The 18,628-nt window shown below is 62.0% G+C and carries 22 protein-coding genes; 13 read left to right on the forward strand and 9 right to left on the reverse strand.

Translation table 11 applies throughout. The annotated features are described in order from the left end of the window. Positions 1–7 precede the first annotated feature (7 nt). Together NKH06_RS23360 and NKH06_RS23365 are read left to right on the forward strand one after the other, a co-directional pair. Entirely contained in the window at positions 8–808 is an 801-nt protein-coding gene (locus tag NKH06_RS23360) for an ATP-binding cassette domain-containing protein (RefSeq protein WP_023810992.1), read from the forward strand. 127 nt (positions 809–935) lie between these two features. Then, on the forward strand, positions 936–2,564 hold the full coding sequence (locus tag NKH06_RS23365; RefSeq protein WP_128305027.1) for a CHASE domain-containing protein: 1,629 nt from the start codon (positions 936–938) through the stop codon (positions 2,562–2,564). 96 nt (positions 2,565–2,660) lie between these two features. Here the strand turns inward: NKH06_RS23365 and NKH06_RS23370 are convergent, their stop codons facing one another. From NKH06_RS23370 to NKH06_RS23390, 5 genes are all read right to left on the reverse strand, one after another. Beyond that, positions 2,661–2,906: a YMGG-like glycine zipper-containing protein gene (locus NKH06_RS23370; protein WP_023810994.1), complete on the reverse strand. Its 246-nt coding sequence runs from the start codon at positions 2,904–2,906 to the stop codon at positions 2,661–2,663. Positions 2,907–2,989: 83 nt separating this feature from the next. Next, complete coding sequence (locus tag NKH06_RS23375) at positions 2,990–3,316, reverse strand: hypothetical protein (RefSeq protein ID WP_023810995.1); 327 nt, start codon at positions 3,314–3,316, stop codon at positions 2,990–2,992. 424 nt (positions 3,317–3,740) lie between these two features. Continuing rightward, the gene (locus tag NKH06_RS23380) at positions 3,741–4,772 is read right to left on the reverse strand and encodes a sensor histidine kinase (RefSeq protein WP_352750502.1); all 1,032 of its coding nucleotides are present in this window, start codon (positions 4,770–4,772) and stop codon (positions 3,741–3,743) included. A 176-nt stretch (positions 4,773–4,948) separates the two neighbouring features. After that, positions 4,949–5,116 carry a DUF1328 domain-containing protein gene (locus NKH06_RS23385; RefSeq protein ID WP_013529282.1) on the reverse strand — a complete coding sequence of 56 codons (168 nt, stop codon included), beginning with the start codon at positions 5,114–5,116 and terminating at the stop codon, positions 4,949–4,951. A gap of 171 nt (positions 5,117–5,287) precedes the next feature. Then, positions 5,288–6,082, reverse strand: coding sequence for a response regulator (locus NKH06_RS23390; protein WP_023810997.1), 795 nt, complete (start codon positions 6,080–6,082; stop codon positions 5,288–5,290). 213 nt (positions 6,083–6,295) lie between these two features. On the opposite strand from NKH06_RS23390, the gene NKH06_RS23395 reads away from it, so the two are divergent. Then, entirely contained in the window at positions 6,296–6,499 is a 204-nt protein-coding gene (locus NKH06_RS23395) for a NepR family anti-sigma factor (protein ID WP_023810998.1), read from the forward strand. 3 nt (positions 6,500–6,502) lie between these two features. After that, entirely contained in the window at positions 6,503–7,054 is a 552-nt protein-coding gene (locus tag NKH06_RS23400) for an RNA polymerase sigma factor (protein ID WP_013529285.1), read from the forward strand. A gap of 13 nt (positions 7,055–7,067) precedes the next feature. Here NKH06_RS23400 and NKH06_RS23405 read toward each other — a convergent pair whose 3' ends face one another. Beyond that, complete coding sequence (locus NKH06_RS23405; RefSeq protein ID WP_050592687.1) at positions 7,068–7,379, reverse strand: response regulator; 312 nt, start codon at positions 7,377–7,379, stop codon at positions 7,068–7,070. Between the two features lie 205 nt (positions 7,380–7,584). Between NKH06_RS23405 and NKH06_RS23410 the strand changes: the two genes are divergently transcribed. The 3 genes from NKH06_RS23410 to NKH06_RS23420 all read left to right on the forward strand — a co-directional run bounded on the left by NKH06_RS23410 (position 7,585) and on the right by NKH06_RS23420 (position 9,252). Beyond that, positions 7,585–8,331, forward strand: coding sequence for a Crp/Fnr family transcriptional regulator (locus NKH06_RS23410; protein WP_023811000.1), 747 nt, complete (start codon positions 7,585–7,587; stop codon positions 8,329–8,331). Positions 8,332–8,457: 126 nt separating this feature from the next. Beyond that, positions 8,458–8,784 (forward strand): ElaB/YgaM/YqjD family protein, encoded by a 327-nt coding sequence (locus NKH06_RS23415; protein WP_023811001.1) that lies wholly within the window; start codon positions 8,458–8,460, stop codon positions 8,782–8,784. Positions 8,785–8,793: 9 nt separating this feature from the next. Continuing rightward, positions 8,794–9,252, forward strand: a complete 459-nt coding sequence (locus NKH06_RS23420; protein WP_023811002.1) for a hypothetical protein — start codon at positions 8,794–8,796, stop codon at positions 9,250–9,252. A 13-nt stretch (positions 9,253–9,265) separates the two neighbouring features. Here NKH06_RS23420 and NKH06_RS23425 read toward each other — a convergent pair whose 3' ends face one another. After that, the gene (locus tag NKH06_RS23425) at positions 9,266–10,777 is read right to left on the reverse strand and encodes a sensor histidine kinase (RefSeq protein WP_352894189.1); all 1,512 of its coding nucleotides are present in this window, start codon (positions 10,775–10,777) and stop codon (positions 9,266–9,268) included. A gap of 170 nt (positions 10,778–10,947) precedes the next feature. On the opposite strand from NKH06_RS23425, the gene NKH06_RS23430 reads away from it, so the two are divergent. Then, complete coding sequence (locus NKH06_RS23430; RefSeq protein WP_352894190.1) at positions 10,948–11,151, forward strand: hypothetical protein; 204 nt, start codon at positions 10,948–10,950, stop codon at positions 11,149–11,151. Between the two features lie 29 nt (positions 11,152–11,180). Here the strand turns inward: NKH06_RS23430 and NKH06_RS23435 are convergent, their stop codons facing one another. Continuing rightward, positions 11,181–12,101 carry a diacylglycerol/lipid kinase family protein gene (locus tag NKH06_RS23435; protein ID WP_023811005.1) on the reverse strand — a complete coding sequence of 307 codons (921 nt, stop codon included), beginning with the start codon at positions 12,099–12,101 and terminating at the stop codon, positions 11,181–11,183. A gap of 254 nt (positions 12,102–12,355) precedes the next feature. On the opposite strand from NKH06_RS23435, the gene NKH06_RS23440 reads away from it, so the two are divergent. Continuing rightward, positions 12,356–13,693: a PRC-barrel domain-containing protein gene (locus NKH06_RS23440; RefSeq protein ID WP_023811006.1), complete on the forward strand. Its 1,338-nt coding sequence runs from the start codon at positions 12,356–12,358 to the stop codon at positions 13,691–13,693. Between the two features lie 48 nt (positions 13,694–13,741). On the opposite strand, the gene NKH06_RS23445 is transcribed toward NKH06_RS23440, so the two are convergent. Beyond that, entirely contained in the window at positions 13,742–15,310 is a 1,569-nt protein-coding gene (locus NKH06_RS23445; protein ID WP_352750501.1) for an alkaline phosphatase family protein, read from the reverse strand. Positions 15,311–15,537: 227 nt separating this feature from the next. On the opposite strand from NKH06_RS23445, the gene NKH06_RS23450 reads away from it, so the two are divergent. The 4 genes from NKH06_RS23450 to NKH06_RS23465 all read left to right on the forward strand — a co-directional run bounded on the left by NKH06_RS23450 (position 15,538) and on the right by NKH06_RS23465 (position 18,600). Continuing rightward, positions 15,538–16,470: a VOC family protein gene (locus NKH06_RS23450; protein ID WP_023811008.1), complete on the forward strand. Its 933-nt coding sequence runs from the start codon at positions 15,538–15,540 to the stop codon at positions 16,468–16,470. Positions 16,471–16,474: 4 nt separating this feature from the next. Then, positions 16,475–17,095, forward strand: a complete 621-nt coding sequence (locus NKH06_RS23455; RefSeq protein WP_352894194.1) for an alpha/beta hydrolase — start codon at positions 16,475–16,477, stop codon at positions 17,093–17,095. Between the two features lie 2 nt (positions 17,096–17,097). After that, on the forward strand, positions 17,098–17,397 hold the full coding sequence (locus NKH06_RS23460; RefSeq protein ID WP_023811010.1) for a GNAT family N-acetyltransferase: 300 nt from the start codon (positions 17,098–17,100) through the stop codon (positions 17,395–17,397). 144 nt (positions 17,398–17,541) lie between these two features. Continuing rightward, positions 17,542–18,600, forward strand: a complete 1,059-nt coding sequence (locus NKH06_RS23465) for a dipeptidase (protein WP_352894196.1) — start codon at positions 17,542–17,544, stop codon at positions 18,598–18,600. Positions 18,601–18,628: the final 28 nt, after the last annotated feature.

Raw genomic sequence — 18,628 nt, forward strand, 5'->3', positions numbered from 1 at the left:
GCATGCCATGATTGACAAGACTGCTCCTGCAGCCACCGCGCTGATCGACATGAGGAACATCTCGATCGCGTTTGGCGGCATCCGCGCCGTCGACGACGCCTCGATCGATCTTTTCCCCGGCGAGGTCGTGGCGCTGCTCGGCCATAATGGCGCCGGCAAGTCGACATTGATCAAGATCCTGTCCGGCGCCTACAAGCGCGATTCGGGCCAGATCTTCGTCAACGGCGAGGAGGCATCGATCTCCAATCCACGCGACGCCAAGAAATATGGCATCGAGACGATCTACCAGACGCTGGCGTTGGCCGACAATGTCGATGCCGCCGCCAATCTGTTCCTCGGCCGCGAGCTGATGACCGCCTGGGGCACGCTCGACGACGTTGCCATGGAGGCCGAGGCGCGCAAGGTGATGGGTCGGCTCAATCCCCGGTTCCAGCGCTTCAAGGAGCCGGTGATCAAGCTGTCGGGCGGCCAGCGGCAATCGGTGGCGATCGCGCGTGCGATCCTGTTCAACGCCCGCATCCTGATCATGGACGAGCCGACGGCGGCGCTTGGTCCGCAGGAAACGGCGCAGGTCGGCGAACTGGTCAAGCAGCTCAAGTCCGACGGCATCGGCATCTTCCTGATCAGCCACGACATCCACGATGTGTTCGAGCTTGCCGACCGGGTCTGCGTCATGAAGAACGGCCAGGTCGTCGGCACCGCCCGCACCACCGATGTCACCCAGGACGAGGTGCTGGGGATGATCATTCTGGGCAAATGCCCGCCGGGCGCCATTCCCGGACCGGGCGCGCTGAAGATAGCGGCCTGAGATCGAGCCAGATCGCGGTTGCCGGACAAGTGATATGCCAGCCGTAAGGATGGCTTGGCCTTGGCATTGTGTTGGCACGGCGACTTGCCCATAAAGGTCCGACATTGCTCAGGGACCGCACGATCCGTTGAAGAAGCTTTTTCCGATCATCGCCTTTATCGCCGTCGCGCTGATCAGCATGGTGATGGCAGGTTTTGCCTATTTCGCCACGCAGGAAGCCGCGCGCATCAAGTTCGAGGCGACTGCCGACGATGCGCTCAACCGGATCGAGAGCCGCATCGACCTGCATCTGTCGCTGCTGCGCTCAACGCAGGCCCTGTTCGACGCCCGCAATGGCGATATTTCTCGCAATGAGTTCAAGGCGTTCTTCAACGCGCTCGATGTCGACAAGAATTTCGCCGGCTTGCGCGGTATCGGCTTCCTCAGGCTGGCAAAGGCGGGCGACGAGGCGACGGTCGAACGCGATATGCTGCACGATTATGGCGACAGTCATCCAATCTATCCGGATACCACTCAACCCTGGCGCACCCCTATCGTGCTGTTCGAACCGCTGGATCCATCCAATCAAGCCGGCATCGGCTATGACATGTTCAGCGAACCGGCGCGGCGTGTGGCGATCGAAAAGGCGATGTCCGACGACCAGCAGCACGCCAGCGGGCTGGTGCAATTGGGCCAGGACACGGGCGCCGCGCAGACGTTCACCGGCTTCTTCGTTTTCGTGCGGCTCAATGTCGAAACCGCTCCCGACGTCATCAATGCTTCGAGATCCTCGACGGCCGGTTTTCTCTATGCGGCCTTTCGGGCTCGCGATCTGTTCCAGACCGCGCTCAGCCGGTCGCCGTTGCTGCCGGTCAACACCGAAATCTATGATGGCGATGGTGCCGTGAACGGCGATAATCTGCTGTTCCGGTCGGAGACGCCGCCGGCGTCGACTTTCGGCGACAGGCTGCTGGTCACCCGAAAGATCATCGTCGCCGGACGGCCGTGGACTGTCCTGTTCCGGCCGACAAGCGCCTTCTCGCAGCCGTCGTCGCGCGCCATTCCGGTGATGCTGGGGCTGTTCGGCCTGCTGTTGGCGGGCGCCATCGCGCTGGTGGCGCGCTATCAGGAGCGGGCCTATGAGGCAGCGTCGCGATTGCACGAAACGACGGAAAAGAGCCTGATCGAAAAAGACCTGATGCTGCAGGAGATGAAGCATCGCATCAAGAATTCGATTACCAGGGTGCTGGCTATCGCGCGCCAGACGGCGTCGCGGGCTACCGACGTCAACGAGTTTTCCGCATCCTTCTCGGCCAGGCTGCAGGCGATGGCGGCGTCCCAGGATATGCTGACGCGCTCGCGCTGGCAGAAGGCCGATCTTGGCGATCTCCTGCGCATCGAGCTGGGTCAGGTGTTCGGCAAGGAGCTACCCGATGAGCTGTTGTCGGGACCACAGGTGCTGCTCGACGAAACCACGACGCAAGCGCTCGGCCTGACCTTCCACGAACTGGCGACGAATGCGCTGAAATACGGCGAAGCCGGCAATTCCGTCGGCGCGCTGAAAGTGGACTGGTCGGTCGAAGGGCGCGGGCGCGACAGGACGCTGGCTCTCAATTGGCGCGAAAACGGGCAGACCAAACTCGAAGCGCCAGCCAAGACCGGATTCGGCACCAAGCTGATCGATCTCAACGTGACGCGCGAACTGCGCGGTACGATTAAACGCGATTACCAGGCCAATGGGCTGAACGTGGAAATCAAAATTCCACTCGCCAACTGAGCGCGACCTTCACCCGAAAAGGATCAAGCGTCCAGACATGAAAAATCCGAAGGCCAGCGGACCGGCCTCCGGATCGACGTTTCGATGATCGCCGAATTAGTTGCAGCGAGCCGTGTAGATCCGGCCGCGATGATCGCGATATTGGCAATAGCCGTTGCGCAGATTGCGCACCAGCAGGCCGGAACCGGCACCAACGGCCGCGCCGATCAGCGCACCCTTGCCGCCGCCGACCAAGCCGCCGACACCGGCGCCGATCAAGCCGCCGCCAACCACGTCCTGCTCGGTCGAGGTGCAGCCGCTGACGGCAACCACCGCAACCAGTGCAATAATCATCTTCCGCATAGAGTCACTCCTCACTTTTTGTCCTCACTTGGTAAAGCTCCAGCTGCCATTTAGCATGAAATGACGGCCTTTGCTGCTGCAATCTATTGTTGGTGAAGATAGTCTTTTTCTGGGCGTGCCGCGTTCGACGCCATTACGAGGCTGGAAATTGCCAAAGACGCGTCAAGCGTACCATCGGCGCGCACATTCCAGACGATCTTATCATAGTCGTCTTCAAGCGCCGGATCGACGGCAAGGCATTTGGCGACGATGTTGTCAGCCTGCCCTTGCACGTCGCCCAAGGCGAACGGGCGTTCGGCCACGCATTGCTCGGCGCTCGCGAAAACGCTTCTGGGCACCTGGAGTTCACGGCAGTCGGCCATCGTGTTCGAGCAACCGATGACCAGCAGCAATGCAGCGATATGTTCCATGGCGGGAAGTCCTCTCGCCATAGTAACGGTCTACATTCGCCAAAGTTCCTGGCTCGCTGGGCCGGGCAGGGAAGTAAGAGGGCGACAATCGATTCTGTCACCGGCCGAAACGAGCTGGCCTCAGACCAATTGGTACAGGGCGACCACCGCGATCACGGCCAGCAGGCCCAGCGACAAGGCGCAAGGCCCCATTGGGAACAGGGGCCAGCGGTGGCGCGGATGCCTCGGAGTCCTCAAACTCGCCCATGGAAATCCGGGCGGCCTGCTCCAGTCTGTTCATGTCGGCAACCGTCAAGGCATTCCTCCCTCACCATGCTGCAATCCTGCTGCGGAAATGTTCGGTGATGCAACAAGTTCCAGCGGTATCTGGGAAAAACAGCATCTGCTTTTATGGTGAACAGCTGGTTAAGGAAGCTCGGGTCGCTCAATCCGTCTCGAAATTGCCGTGCGGAACGACAAGGCGGTACTCGAGACGGCCAGCCGCGATTTCGAGCGTCGCCGTTCCGTTCAGCGACGTCGGCACGACCCGTTCGAGTGCGACGCTGCCGAAGCGCTTCTCGCTACGCCTAACATCACTGGCTCCGATTGCCTCGGCCCATGTCAGGGACAGGGAGGTTCCCGTGTCGGCGGCGGTCAGGTTAGCTGTAACATCGACGAATCCATCGGGCCGCGACAGGGCGCCATAGCTCACCGAATTGACGGCGAGTTCATGCATCGCAAGGCCGATATGCAGGGCAGCGTTGGGATTGAGATAGGGGTTTGCCCCCTGAAATCTCAGGCTGCGAACCGGATCGCCGCCGTAGCGGCCCACCTGGCCCGATACGAGTTCGCGAAGTGCTGCACCCCGCCAGTTGGAAGAGGTCACGAGATCTTGGGACGAAGCCAGCGATTGCAGCCGGCCGCGAAAGCGTGTCAGGAAATCGCCGATGCTGTCGGAGTAGCGACCGGTTTGGGTGGCTATGCTCTGGATGATCGCCAGCAGGTTTTTGGAGCGATGGCTTACCTCCCGCAACAGCGTCGTCAGGGTCTGCTCGCGGCGCTTTTGCTCGGTCGTCTCGACCATTGTGGTGACGACGCCTTGCACCGTGCCGCCGTCGCCGTGGTCGGCATCGATCCAGACCTCAAACCAGCGGCTGCCATCCTCGACGGGAACGCTGATCTCGAGACGTTGGGGGTTGCCGGATGCAATGACGTCGCGCTTGGCCGCGCCGATGCGGTCGGCCTGCGCCTCCGGCAGAATACCGATGCTGTCGGTGGTGTCCGAAACCCAGGGCGCACGCATGTTGCGCGCCCATACGGTTTTCATCTCGCGATCCTGGTAGAGAACGGAAATGCCGGCATTGTGCAACGCGTGAAGAAGGGCGCGGCCGAGCTGCATGCCGCTTTCGGCAGGATGGAGGGCGATGACTTCATCGCTTTGCACGTCGTCCTTCCTGTTTCTGGTCCTGGAACCCATCGGCCAAACTGTCCACCCAATTCAGGCTGAACGGCTCACCGGTGAATGGGTTCCAAACAGGTTTCCCGAACCCGCCGCCAAAAAACGGTCCGCCGGACGGCGTCCTTTAGGACACCGCCCGGCGGTGGCTGGAAACCGTTTGAGGGGTGCGGCTTCCAGTGTTCGGCCGTTCGTTGTTATGAAGCCCGTTTGAACAGGCCCGCAAGAAGCGAAATGACCAGGAAAGCGAGGAAGATGAAAAACAATATCTGCGCTATGCCGGCAGATGTACCGGCGATGCCGCCGAAACCAAGCGCGCCGGCGATGATCGCAACGACGAGAAATACGAGCGCCCAGTAAAGCATGATGCATCTCCTTCGAATTGTGCGATAAAAACGTGGGTGGCTGCGGTTTGTTCCCACCCTTTGCCGAAAAAGACCGAGCTTGCAAATCGTTCAAGCAGGAAGCGCGCAGGAATTTCACCGTCGCCGCCCGCGTGCATCAGGCGGCACGATTACCACTTCCCCAATTCACGACTATGCGGCGGCTTTCGCCTGGCGGTCAAAGAACAGTGCCTGGCTGATCAGCGCCTTGACCATGTCGGGATTGAACGGCTTGGTGACCAGAAAGGCCGGTTCCGGCCGTTCGCCAGTCAAGAGGCGCTCGGGGAAGGCGGTGATGAAGATGACCGGCACCGACGTCGATGACAGGATCTCGTTCACGGCCTCGATGCCGGAACTGCCGTCGGCAAGCTGGATGTCGGCCAGCACCATCTTCGGCCGTGTCTTGCCGAACATCATCACTGCCTCGGCATGGGTGCGCGCCGTTCCAACGACGCGGTGCCCGAGGCTCTCTACCATTTCTTCGATATCCATGGCGATCAGTGGTTCATCCTCGATGATCAGAACGTCGGTTGCCACCTGACGGGATATCTCGTTGCTCGCCTGGGCAAGCAGCTCTGAAAACTCCTGGTCGCCGACGTCGAGGATCTCAGCCGCTTCGTCCTCGCTGAAGCCTTCGACAGCCACGAGCAGAAAGGCCTGACGAGGCCGCGGCGCGATCGCATTCAGATTGGCGGCGGTGCGCTGTTCCCACGCCGATTGCGCCTGCTCCTGCGGGACGCGGATGGCGACGGATGTGAACAGCTTGGCGAAAACCTTGTACAGCGCGATGCGGTCGCTCGATGCTTCGGGAAATATCTCGATATCGGCGATGATGGCCTCGAGCATCGCGGCTACCAGCGCATCACCACTCTCTTGCGACCCGGAAACAGCCCGCGAGAAGCGGCGCAGGAAGGGCAGATGTGGTGCGATGGTGGCGGATAAGCTCATGGTAAGACGTCTCCCTCAGAATGACGTGATTGCATAGGTCAAGCTGACTGCAAGCCCTGACGTTAACGCGGATTTTTTGAAAAAGTTCCGCCTCGACGGAACAAAAGCCGGGGAGTGGCGTTTGTGGTCGGGATGGGCAACCAGACGAGGGCGCCGCTTGCGTTGTGTTGAGTGTGATAAGAGCGGCTTGAGCGCTGGGAATACAAGGGCAAAATGAAGGATATGACGAAAGATATTCTGGCTGGCGCCGAGAGCAGGCGCCGGAACGGTTCTGGTGATGCTCTTGGACCGAACTCCGAAATCGGACGCAAACTCAAACAATATTACGACGCGCTGGTCTCCGACGATGTGCCGGATCGCTTTTCCCAGTTGCTTAGCCAGCTGGAACAGGCTGAACCCGCACAGAAGAAGGACTGAGGCATGGCCGCGGTCTCCCAAGGCTTCAAGACCGATCTGCTTGGGGCAATCCCAAGTCTGCGCGCGTTCGCCGTGTCGCTGACTCAAAATGCCGATAAAGCCGACGACCTCGTCCAGGAAACGCTCGTCAAGGCTTGGGACAAGCATGAGAGCTTCCAGCCCGGCACCAACCTCAAGGCCTGGCTTTTCACCATCCTGCGCAACGAGTTCTATTCGCAGATGCGCAAGCGCGGGCGCGAAGTGCAGGACAGCGACGGTATCATGACGGCCAGGCTTGCCGTTCATCCGGCTCAGCACGGCCAGCTTGACCTGAAGGATTTTCGTGGGGCGCTGGAACAATTGCCGGAGGACCAACGCGAAGCCATCATCCTCATCGGCGCGTCTGGTTTCTCCTACGAGGAGGCCGCCGAGATCTGCGGTTGCGCGGTGGGGACGATCAAGAGCCGCGTCAGCCGAGCCCGTACGCGCTTGCAGGAGATCCTGAAAATATCAGGCGAGGACGAGTATGGTCCGGACGCAATTTCGGCCCAGGTAACGAGCTCGCCGGCAAGCTGACCGCGATCGTGTCTCAAGCGCGTCCGCAGGCCGCGGCGACCGCTTGCACGAGGTCTTCACCCGAATAGGGTTTGCCAATCAGCCTGACGCCCGGAAACGATGCCTTGATCTCCTCTGCATCCGAATAGCCCGACGCAAACACGAAAGGTATGCCTGCCGCGCGCAGGCCGGAGGCGAAATCGATCGTCGAGACACCGCCCAGCATCAAGTCGACAATGGCTGCATCGAATCGCGTGGCGACCTCGCGGCCATCGACCTCGGTCAGGTCACGGGCGATCACCACCTCATCGGCGCCATGGTCGCGGCAAAGCTGCTCGACATCCATGGCGATCAGAAATTCGTCCTCCAGGACCAGAATCCGCAATCCGTCAAGCAATGTGGGCACAGGCAAAGACTCCTTGAAACGCCGGAGTCATGATCGCTAATTCGCTTGCTGTCATTTAAAAAAGACATGTGGCAAGCGGGCGGAATCTCAATCCTTGCAACGGGAAACGCGCTCCTCCAAGAGCGGGCTTTCGAAGGGGGTCGAAATGTCAGTCCAGAACAATAGCCAATATCCTTGCGAGAACTGCCCATTGCGGCCGTTGCCGATTTTCCGCGATTTCGAAAAACAGGAACTGGCCTTCATCAGCAAATTCAAGAAGGGCGAACTCGCAGTCGAAAAGGGTGGCACGGTGCTGGTGGAGGGAAGCCATAGCGCCCATCTCTACACCGTGCTCTCCGGCTGGGCGTTTCGCTACAAGTTGTTGCGGGACGGCCGCCGCCAAATCCTCAACTATCTCATGCCCGGCGATCTGATCGGCCTGCAAGGCAGTGTGATGGGCGAGATGCAGCATTCCGTAGAGGCACTGTCGCCGATGCTGCTGTGTGTTTTCGAGCGCGAATATCTGCATGAGCTGTACCGCAATCATCCCGGGCTGGCCTATGACATCACCTGGATCGCATCGCGTGAAGAGCGGATGCTGGACGAGAACCTGCTCAGCCTCGGGCGCCGCAGTGCGATCGAGCGCGCTGCCTATCTCATCGCCTTCATCGGCAGCCGCGCCAAGGTCGTTGGACTGAATGGCAACCAAACTGTCCAGATACCGATCACGCAGCAGCACATTGCCGATACGCTCGGCCTGTCGCTGGTTCACACCAACAAGACGATCCGCAAGCTGATGGATCGCAAGCTGATCGTCTGGCGCGACGGCGGCTGCGTGGTCTCCGACAATGAAGGCCTCAAGCGGCTCGCCGGCTGGGAAGGGCTGGGTGAAGCGCGCCGGCCATTAATCTGAGGAAGCGTCTCTTGCCGGAGCCGACGGACCGGTGCGCGCCGATGCGTTTTCGGCTACTTTGTCCCAATGCCGGAACCTTGAGGCGGGCAGCGCGTTTGAAACCAAGCAATCACAAGGAGTTAAGCCATGGCCACTGCCGCAGGAAAGACCGCAAACGACGCCCGTGCAAATGCGGACCTGGAAGCCGACATCAGGCAGTTGAAGGCCGACATCGACAAGCTCACCAAACAACTGGCCAAGACCGGCGAGCATGGTTATGGCACCGCGCGCCGCGCAGCCACGGAAGGGGTCGAGCAGTTGCGTGCGCAGGGCGAAGCAGCCTTTGACAGCCTGCGCAGCAATGCCAAGGACATCGAAGCGCAGATGATGGCAAGTGTACGCGAAAAGCCGGTGACGTCACTGGCGATCGCCGCCGGCGTCGGCTTCCTTTTCGCACTCATCGCGCGTCGCTAGTCGCTTCGGATGGGAATGCTGGCAACCCTGATCTCGGGTCTCGCCTCGGGGGAGACCGTGGCCGCCATATACCGGGCGCGCACGGCGGCAATCGTCTATGTGATCGCCATGGCCGCCGCACTTTGCGGTCTCGGCTTTCTTGTCGGGGCCGCCTATATCTGGGCGGCGATGCGCTATGGGCCGCTTGCCGCGGCACTGGGGTTCGGCGTCGGTTTTCTGGTGCTTGCCGGGCTTGTCCTGCTGGTCTACCGGATATCGGCAGGCTCGCGTGCCCGGCGCCGGGCGCAGCGCCGCAATGCCGACATGAAGGCGATCGGCATCACCGCCGCACTCGCCGTGCTGCCGAGCCTGCTTAAGGGAAAAGGCGGTCTCGGCGTCATTCTGGGGCCGGCCGTGGCCCTCGCGGCCTACGCCATCTACCGCGAGAATGTGAAATCCGACGATCCGGACGAGAGCGAGCGGAGATAGAGCTGTCGGGAGGTCACTTCGACAGATCTTCCAGGGGCATCGATATTTCGGCAAATACGCCTTCCGGCCGGAATTCATGGGTCACTTCGCTGGAAATGACCTTGGCAAGGCTGCGGCGAATGAGGATCGAGCCGAAGCCGTGCCGATCCGGCGGAGCGACTTGCGGGCCGCCGCTTTCACGCCAGGTCAGCACAAGACGCCGGGCATCCCTCCTGCCTTGCGTCCTCCAGCCGAGGTCGACCCTGCCTGACGGCACCGACAGCGAGCCATATTTCAGCGCGTTGCTGGCGAGTTCATGCAGGATCAGGCCAAGCCCGATGGCCTGGTCGGGCGACAGCAGCAGGTCGTCGCCGGAGATCGTCATGCGCGGCTGCTCGGCCGTTTCGAAAGGTTTGACCTCGATTTGGACGAGTTCACTGATGCCGATGCCACGCCACTCGCGGTCCGACAACAGATTGTGGGCGATGCCCAAGGCCTGAAGCCTGGCGCCGAAGGCCTCGAGGAACTGGCTTGGCTGGCGGGCATGGCGCACGGTCTGTGTTGCCAGCGCCTGGACGGTCGCCAAAGTGTTCTTGACGCGATGGTTGAGCTCACGCAGCAGCAGCCGTTGCCGTTCGTCGCCGAGCTTGCGCTCGGAGATGTCGTAGTTGACGCCGAAGATCAATGTCGGCTTGCCGTCGCCGTCACGCTCGATCACACGGCCGCGCGTGGCGAGCCAGCGCGGCGGGTGAAAGCGCTTCACCCGGTATTCGCCGAAATAGTCGTCGCTGCCGGTCAGGGCGTCGCGAAAGCGGGTTTCGGTCTGGTAGACGTCACGCGGATCGATGGCGGTGAGGATGTCGCGTGCGCGCAACCGGTTGGAGCGCGGCAGGTTGAACAGCTCCGACATCAATGTGTCGCATTCGATGATATCGGTACGGATATCCCATGCCCAGCTGGCGAGCGATGCCGCATCGAGTGCGATGGCGCGCCGTTTTTCCTCGCGAACCAGTGCGGCCTCGGCGATCGTGCCGCTGCGGGTTGCGTCCTTGAGGGTGAACAGGCTGGCGGCGAGGCCGGCGAGCGCCTTCAACTGGTCGAGCTCGGCGCGGGATGGAGAACCATGCGGCTCGCGGTCGAGCACGCACAGCGTGCCGATGCGGGCACCTGCCACGATCATCGGTGCGCCGGCATAGAAGCGGACATGGTGCTTTCCGGTGACCAGCGGGTTTGTCTTGAAACGGGGGTCCGTCGTTGCATCCACGACAACCATCGGCTCGTCGCCGGCGGCAATCGCATGGGCGCAGAACGAGACGTCGGTCGTGGTTTCGGTCTCGTCCAGGCCGAAGCAGGATTTGAACCACTGCCGTTCCAGGTCGACGAGTGTGACCAGAGCAATCGGCGCCTGCATCACCGCCGCGGCAAGGCTGCTGACGCGGTCGAAATCCGGGTCGGCCGCCGTATCCAGCATCTCCAACCCGTGCAGCACAGCGAGCCGGTCAACATCCCTGACTGCGCGCGCAACTTCGGCGGGCAGCTCGGGCACTGTTTGCGTCTTGCCAGTCACCCCAATTGCCTCGTCCCGGTCATCGCCGCCGCATGCTTGCGACGGTGCAAGGCCAACGCGCTTTTCCGGAACCATCCTAGCGAGGAACCGTTACCCGACAATGATTTGCCGAGCGCGCCAGTTGGTGCAGAATGAGACAGGGATCGAGCATGGCCAAGATCATTCCAGAAAACAAGGCCCGGCAGGGGCGATGGGGCTGGCATGGATTTCGAATCCTGATCGCCGCATTGCTTCTGGTGTTTGCCGCGTGGGGCATTGCCGAGATCTATGGAGTGTTGATCAAGACGCCAACCAGCGATGAACAGCATGTCCCCACACCGCCCAACACCACCGAAAAGGCTCCTGCTGGTTAAAGCCGGTTTGTTGGATGCAACGCACCGCATCAGGCGGCTCTCGATTGAGCCGCGCTCGCCGGCACCAGTACATTCAGCGCGCCAGGCTGGATCTCGATTACCGTTTCACGGTCAAGCCTGACCAGTTCGCCGTCCATGACGGCGCGAAACTTGCGGCTGCTCGAATGGATTCTCAGCACCGTTCTGTTCGTCTGGTGGATTTCGACATGTTCGTTGTCGCGCCATTTGCCGCGCGCCACGTTGAAGAAGAACTTGACCAGTTCGGCGCGCTGCTTCGCCACCGTGACATAGACACCAAGCACGCCGCCCGCCGGATTGTCGGTGTAGGGCAAATGGCCTTCGCCGAACAAATTGTTGGTGACGCCAATGCCGGTGATGCGGGCCGCCATTTCGGCCTCGCCGATGCTGAGTGTCACATTCATCGCAGGTGGATTGTTGATCGTCGCCCAAGCCGCCTTGGCCGAGGCGCGGATCTTTCCCAACCGCGAACCGAACTCCATCTTCTGGCGCAGTTGCACCATCTTCGCATGCATGCCGATCGAGAACTGGTGCACGAAAGGTTGGCCATTGGCCGTCGCCACGTCCACTGCGATGATTTCGCCGTCGGCGAAGGATTTCAGCGCGCCGTCGAGCGACTGCGGAATGCCCAGCCCGCGTGCGAACAGGTTCATGGTGCCGGCCGGCAATATGGCTAGCGCCTTCTTCGTGCCCATCAGCCGGGCAGCCGCGGCGGAAATGGTCCCGTCGCCGCCACCCGCCAGCACGATGTCGACCGAGCGACGCGAAGCTGCGCTGTCGAGCGTTTCCACCACGTCCTTGCCGGCGACAATTTCGATGCTGAGCGAGTGACCCGCCGCTTCCAGCGTTTGATGCATCCGGTCGGAGAATGCGGCGAGGTCGGTGGTGCGCAAAGTGCCGCCATCCCGGTTCAGCACCGCTGCGAATTTCATGCCCCGCTCCACCATGTCAGCCGAAAAGTGGCCGGGACACACCCAGCCGATGGCTGAAACGCGGCGGCGACGGAAAGGTTCCCTAGCTACGCGTGGGCTGCCCGGCGGCCCGATATTTCTGTGGTTTCGTTTCCCGGACGGCAGCGGTTTGTCGGAACAACAGACTGGTCACGACGTTGTGAACCTGTAGATGCCGCGTCCGATTTCCCCAGCGAAGACGCGGCGCATGAGATCAGGCACGAGGAGAGACTATCATGATCCGCAATCTTTTAGCCACGACCGCACTCGCAACACTGATCGCCACCGGCGCTTATGCGCAGAGTGCGACGACCCCGACGCCGGCGCAGAGCCCCGCCGTTCAGGAGTCAGGCGCTGCAGCAGTCCGCGCAGAGGGCAGCATCGTCACCAACATCATCGGTGAATCCGTCTACAACGGCACCGGCGATGATGCCGAGAACATCGGCAAGGTCAGCGACGTCGTCTTCGACAAGGATGGGCAGGCGAAATCCGTTGTCATCGACGTCGGCGGTTTTCTGGGCGTCGGCGCCAAAAGCGTTGCCTTCGACTACAGCAAGCTGCAGTGGGCCGAAAAGAATGGTGACCGCTGGCTGGTGGCCCCGACGACCAGGGACGAGCTGACGGCACAGGCAGAATTCGACAGCAAGCCCTACGCGCCGGCCCCGGCGCCTGCCGCATCGACCGACGCGACAGCACCGACGGCACCCGCTACGACGGATACGGCACAAAAGCCGGCCGACATGAACGCCGCACCGGCGGAACCGGTGAAGCGCGCGGATGGTAACCTTGCCACCAACATCATCGGTGAAAACGTCTATAACGGCACCGGCGACGACGCGCAGAATATCGGTGACGTCAATGACATCGTGCTGACTAGGGAAGGCAAGGCCGAGTCCCTTGTCATCGGTGTTGGTGGTTTCCTTGGTCTCGGCGCCAAGAACGTCACCTATGACTTCTCCAAGGCGCAGTGGGCCGAGAAGGATGGCGACCGCTGGCTGGTCGCCCAGACCACCAAGGAAGAGCTGCAGGCGCAGCCGGATTTCGACCGCAAGGCCTATGATCCGGCGCCGGCAACGACGGCTTCCAATGAGCCTGCGGCCACCGCTCCGGCAGCTGTGCCCTCTGACACCACGGCTCCTGCTGTCGCTCCGGCAGACAAGACCGCCGAAGCTCCGGCCGCGACGACCCCTGACGCCTCGGCTCCCGACCAGACACAGACTGCCGCCATCGACAAGTCGACGTTGACCGAGATGCCGGTCGGCGAGATTCGTGCCGATGACCTGAAGGGCACGACTGTCTACGGCGCCAACGACGCCAGGGTCGGCGAGATCGGCGATGTCGTGCTTGCGCCCGACAAGAAGGCCGACGCGGTGATCGTCGACGTCGGCGGCTTCCTCGGCATCGGTGAGAAGGAGGTCGCGGTCGGCATGGATAATCTCAAATTCATGACCGATAAGGACGGCAACAAATATCTTTACACGACCTTCACCAAGGAACAGCTTGAGGCTCAAACCGCCTATGACAAGGGCAGCTATGCCGAACAGCGCGATCAGCAGCGCATGATCGTAAGGTAATTCTGTTCAGCCAAATGAAGCCCGCGCTGGCAACGGCGCGGGCTTTATTTATGTGTGGCCAGGTGGCAGGCCAGCGGCATGGCCGACTAGGCCGTTCTCGGTCAATTCGGCCAGTGCCAACGACTGGTCGAGATGTTCGGCCCGCCAGGCGAGCAGCCGTTCGGCGAATTCCAGGCGCACGGTGAGATGACTGGGGTCGGCCGCGAGATTGTCCAGCTCGCCCGGATCGTTTTCCAGATCGAACAGCAGCGGCGGCAGGTTGCCGCCGAAATGCACATACTTGAAATGTTCCGTGCGGATAACGGCGAGGTTGCATTGACGTGCGGCGATGCCGAAATGGTTTTCGGCCTCGCCCGCGGCAATCGAGCGGAAGTCAAACTCCCAATGCGCGGCATCGCGCCACGCCGCAGGGGTTTCTCCGCTCAGGAACGGCTTCAGCGAGGCGCCGTCGAGATGCGGCGCGGGCTTTTCGCCGAGTAGGTCGAGAAGGGTCGGCAAAATGTCGACCGCTTCGGTGAAGCTGTCGACACGGCCGCCGGCAGCCTTGCCGTGGCGCGGATCGCGGACAATCAGCGGAATGTGGTAGCTGCCGTCGAAATAGCCGCCCTTGCCCAGCATGAAATGGTCGCCCATCATCTCGGCATGGTCCGAGGTGAGCACGATGATGGTGTCGTCCCACGCGCCCGCGGCCTTAAGTGCTTGCCAGACGCGGCCGAGCTGCGCGTCGACCTCGGAAATCATGCCGTAATAGATCGCGCGGATGCGGCGAAAATCGTCTTCGCTCCAGTCGTGCACCTTGTCTCTGGCTTCGGGCCGGAATTTTATCTGTTTCTGCCGGCCGAGATCATAGGCTAGATAGGGATGGTTTTCCGCCTCTTCCTGCCAGCTTGCCGCGCGCCGGAAGGCCGGGCCGTCAGCCGGATCGTACATTGTATTGTAGGGCTCCGGGGCAATGAAGGGCGGGTGCGGGCTGATGAAGGAAAGATGCGCGAACCACGGCGCGGCGTGCTCCTGTTCGCCAAGCCAACGCGTGAATTCGCCGGTCAGGAAGGCCGCCGGGGTTTGTTGCCCGCGGTAGACGGGCGGCGCGTTGCTGATGGTGGTCCCGGCGCCGTCGGCCAGCGGACGGTGGATGTCGGGGGAGCCGGCGCTGGCGTCGACACCTTGCAGCTCCAGCCAGGATAGCCATTGCTTCTGGTGCTCCGGCAGCAACTGGCGCACCGTAAAGCCGGGCAGCACGCCTTCATAGCTTTGCAGCCGCGGATCGCCCGGGGCCAGCAGGCGCGGATCGAGCGAGACGTCGGTGTAGCCGAACAGCGTCGGATCATAGCCCAAGGCCCGAGCCGAGAGCGCGATGTTGCCGTGGCGCGCGTCGAGCGGCGTGCCGTTGCGGCAGACGCGGTTGTTCATCTGGTAGAGACCGGTGTAGAGGCAGGCGCGGGCGGGCGAGCAGGGCGCCGCGCCGCCATAGTGCCGCTTGAACAGCACACCCTCCCCGGCCAGTGCGTCGGCGTTCGGCGTCTGCACAACCGGATGACCGGCTGCGGACAGACAATCGCCACGCCACTGATCGCATGTGATCAGGAGAATGTTGGGCCGCCTGGCTTTTCCAGTCACTCACGATACCTTTGTCCCGGAATGTCGAATGCCGTTCATGGAAACGAATTCTGGCCACGGCGCAAGCCCGACTCTGCGAGCCAATTGGTGAACGAACTCTGTTCCATCGTTCACTTTTGCGACACAGTCCATTCTGTGTTTGCCGCCTTTGCGTAAACTGCTCGGGTCCTCATATTGGCATGGACAGCGGCGAGGGCCGCACAAGTACCAAGGGAAGGAGCAAGACAATGCTCGACCAGATCAAGGGCCTGCATCACGTCACGTCGATGGCCAGGGATGCCCGCCAGAACAACGATTTCTTCACCAGGAAACTCGGCCAGCGCCGGGTCAAGAAGACTGTCAATTTCGACGCGCCCGACGTCTATCATCTCTATTATGGCAATGAGACCGGCACGCCGGGTTCGGTGATGACCTATTTCCCTTTCCCCGACATCGGCAAGGGCCGGCATGGCGTCGGCGAAGTCGGAACCACCGTCTACTCGGTGCCGGAAGGCACGCTTGCCTATTGGGAAAAACGTTTTGCCGATGAGGGCGTCACCGGCCTCTCGCGCGAAGAGACCTTCGGCGAGAAGCGCCTGACTTTTGCCGGACCGGATGGTGACGGCTTCGCGCTGGTCGAGGGCAAGGGCGACGGCAGAGCGCCCTGGGCGAAAGGCGGTGTTCCGGTCGACCAGGCGATCCGCGGTTTCCATTCGGTATCGCTCAGGCTGAAGGATGGCGGCGCCACTGAGGAGCTGCTGAAGTTCATGGGCTATGAGGAAGTCGACAAGTCCGGCAATCTCAGGCGGCTGGCGGTGAAGAACGGCAATGGCGCCGATGTTATCGACATCGAATCGCTGCCGAGCACGGCCTTCGCCGATCTCGGTGCCGGCTCCGTCCATCACGTCGCCTTCGCGGTCGAGAACCGCGCCAGGCAGCTCGAGGTGCGCAAGGCGTTGATGGACACGGGCTATGGGGTGACGCCGGTGATCGATCGCGACTACTTCTGGGCGATCTATTTCCGCACACCGGGTGGCGTGCTGTTCGAAGTCGCCACCAACGAGCCGGGTTTCGATCGCGACGAGGATACCGCTCATCTGGGCGAAGCGCTGAAGCTGCCGTCGCAGCATCAGCACCTGCGGCCGTATCTTGAACAGCATCTGCAGAGCCTGGAAGGCTGAGGTCATGAGCAAGGACGCTTACATCCACAAGCTGCTGCCCGGTTCGCCGGGCGGTCCATTGCTGTTCGTCTTCCATGGCACTGGGGCCGATGAGAACCAGCTTCTGTCGCTGGGGCGCGATCTCGCGCCCCAGGCAACCATCATCTCGCCGCGCGGTGATGTGTTGGAACAGGGTGCCGCGCGCTTCTTTCGCCGCACCGGCGAGGGCGTCTACGATATGGACGATCTGGCGCGGGCGACGGATAAGATGGCGGGCTTCGTCAAGGCCCATGTCGAAGCAGCGAAGCCGTCATCCGTGCTGGGTCTCGGCTATTCCAACGGCGCCAATGTCCTGGCCTCCGTGGTGTTCGCGATTCCAGCGCTGTTCGACGCGTCGGTGCTGATGCATCCGCTGATCCCGTTCGAGCCGCAGGTCAAGGGCAGCCTCGCCGGCCGCCATATCCTGATGACCGCCGGCAAGCGCGACCCGATCTGTCCGCCGAACCTGACCACGCGGCTCGAGGCCTATTTGCGTGCCGACGGCGCCGATGTCACAGTGGAATGGCACGATGGCGGGCACGAGGTGCGGCCAAACGAGATCGATGCGGCACGGCGGTTCTTTTCCGATGCTGCCCAAGGAGCATAGCGATGCCTGAACAACTGCCTGAGATCGAACTTGAGGATCGCGGTTCCAAGGGCCGCTATGTCCTGCGTGGACCCGATGGCGCCGAGGCCGAGATGACCTTCACCAAGATCGGTGAGCACCAGATCATCATCGACCACACCGAAGTGCCGGACGTCTTTCGCGGCCAGGGTGCCGGGCTTCGGCTCGTCACCCGCGCCGTCGAGGATGCGCGTGCGGCAGGCAAGAAGATCATCCCGCTCTGCCCGTTCGCCAACGCCCAGTTCCGCCGCCATCAGGAATGGGCCGACGTGCTGAAGCGGTAAGGATTTCGTTGCTTGGAAACGGCGCGGCAAGCGGCTGCCCTCCTGCCGGGGCGGCTTTGGCATTTGCGCGGGTGGCGCATCCTGCCTAAGTAGATAGGATATATCCTAGCCGCCGCGCCGACAAACGAACCGAATGATCCCCCAATGACCGAAACCGATCTCGTTCCCGTCTTCGACGGCCACAACGATACGTTGCTCAGACTCTATCAGTCGAAAGACACGGACGTCGAAAAACTGTTCATCGAGGGGAAATCGGGCGGCCATATCGACCTGCCACGCGCGAAAGCCGGCGGCTTCGCCGGGGGCATGTTCGCCATCTTTCCGCCGCCTGTCGAGAAATCCAGGCGCGGCGCCGTGCCCCTGGCGCCGAGCGTCGCCGAACCGCTGCCGCCCGAGGTTCCGCGCAATGAGGCGCTGACCTCGACGATCGCCATGGCCTCGATCCTGTTCAGGCTGGAACGGGCCGGAGCGCTCACCGTCTGCCGCAGCGCCGGCGATGTGCGCAATGCCATGGCGCAAGGTTCGATCGCCGCGGTGTTCCACATCGAAGGGGTCGAGGCGATCGATCCCGAGCTCACCATGCTCGACGTGCTGCATGAAGCCGGCCTGCGCTCGCTCGGCATCGTCTGGAGCCGTCCGAACGCCTTCGGCCACGGCGTGCCGTTCCGCTTCCCGTCCTCGCCCGACACCGGACCCGGCCTGACCGATGCCGGCAAGGCGCTGGTCAAGTCATGCAACCAGTTGAAGATCATGATCGACCTGTCGCATCTCAACGAGAAGGGCTTTCGCGATGTCGCGGCGCTCAGCGATGCGCCGCTGGTCGCGACCCATTCCAACGTGCACGCGATCTGCGGCCATTCGCGCAACTTGACCGACTGGCAGCTCGGCGCGATCCGCGAAACCGGCGGCATGGTCGGGCTGAACTTCGCAACAGGCTTCCTGCGCGAGGACGGTCGCATGAATGCCGACACCAGCCTCGATATCATGGTGCGGCATATCGATTCGCTGCTGCAGGCGCTGGGTGAGGATGGCGTTGGTCTTGGCTCCGATTTCGACGGCGCCATGATCCCGGCCGTCATCGGGGATGTCGCCGGCCTGCCGAAGCTGATCGATGCATTGGCGGCACGCGGTTTCGGCCGCGCACTGATCGAAAAAATCGCCTATCGCAACTGGCTCAATATGCTCGAGAAAACGATAGGTTAGAGACAAGCCTGCGGCACGGCGTGTGCGG

It is taken from the genome of Mesorhizobium sp. M1342 (assembly GCF_040317955.1).
Lineage (GTDB): Bacteria > Pseudomonadota > Alphaproteobacteria > Rhizobiales > Rhizobiaceae > Mesorhizobium.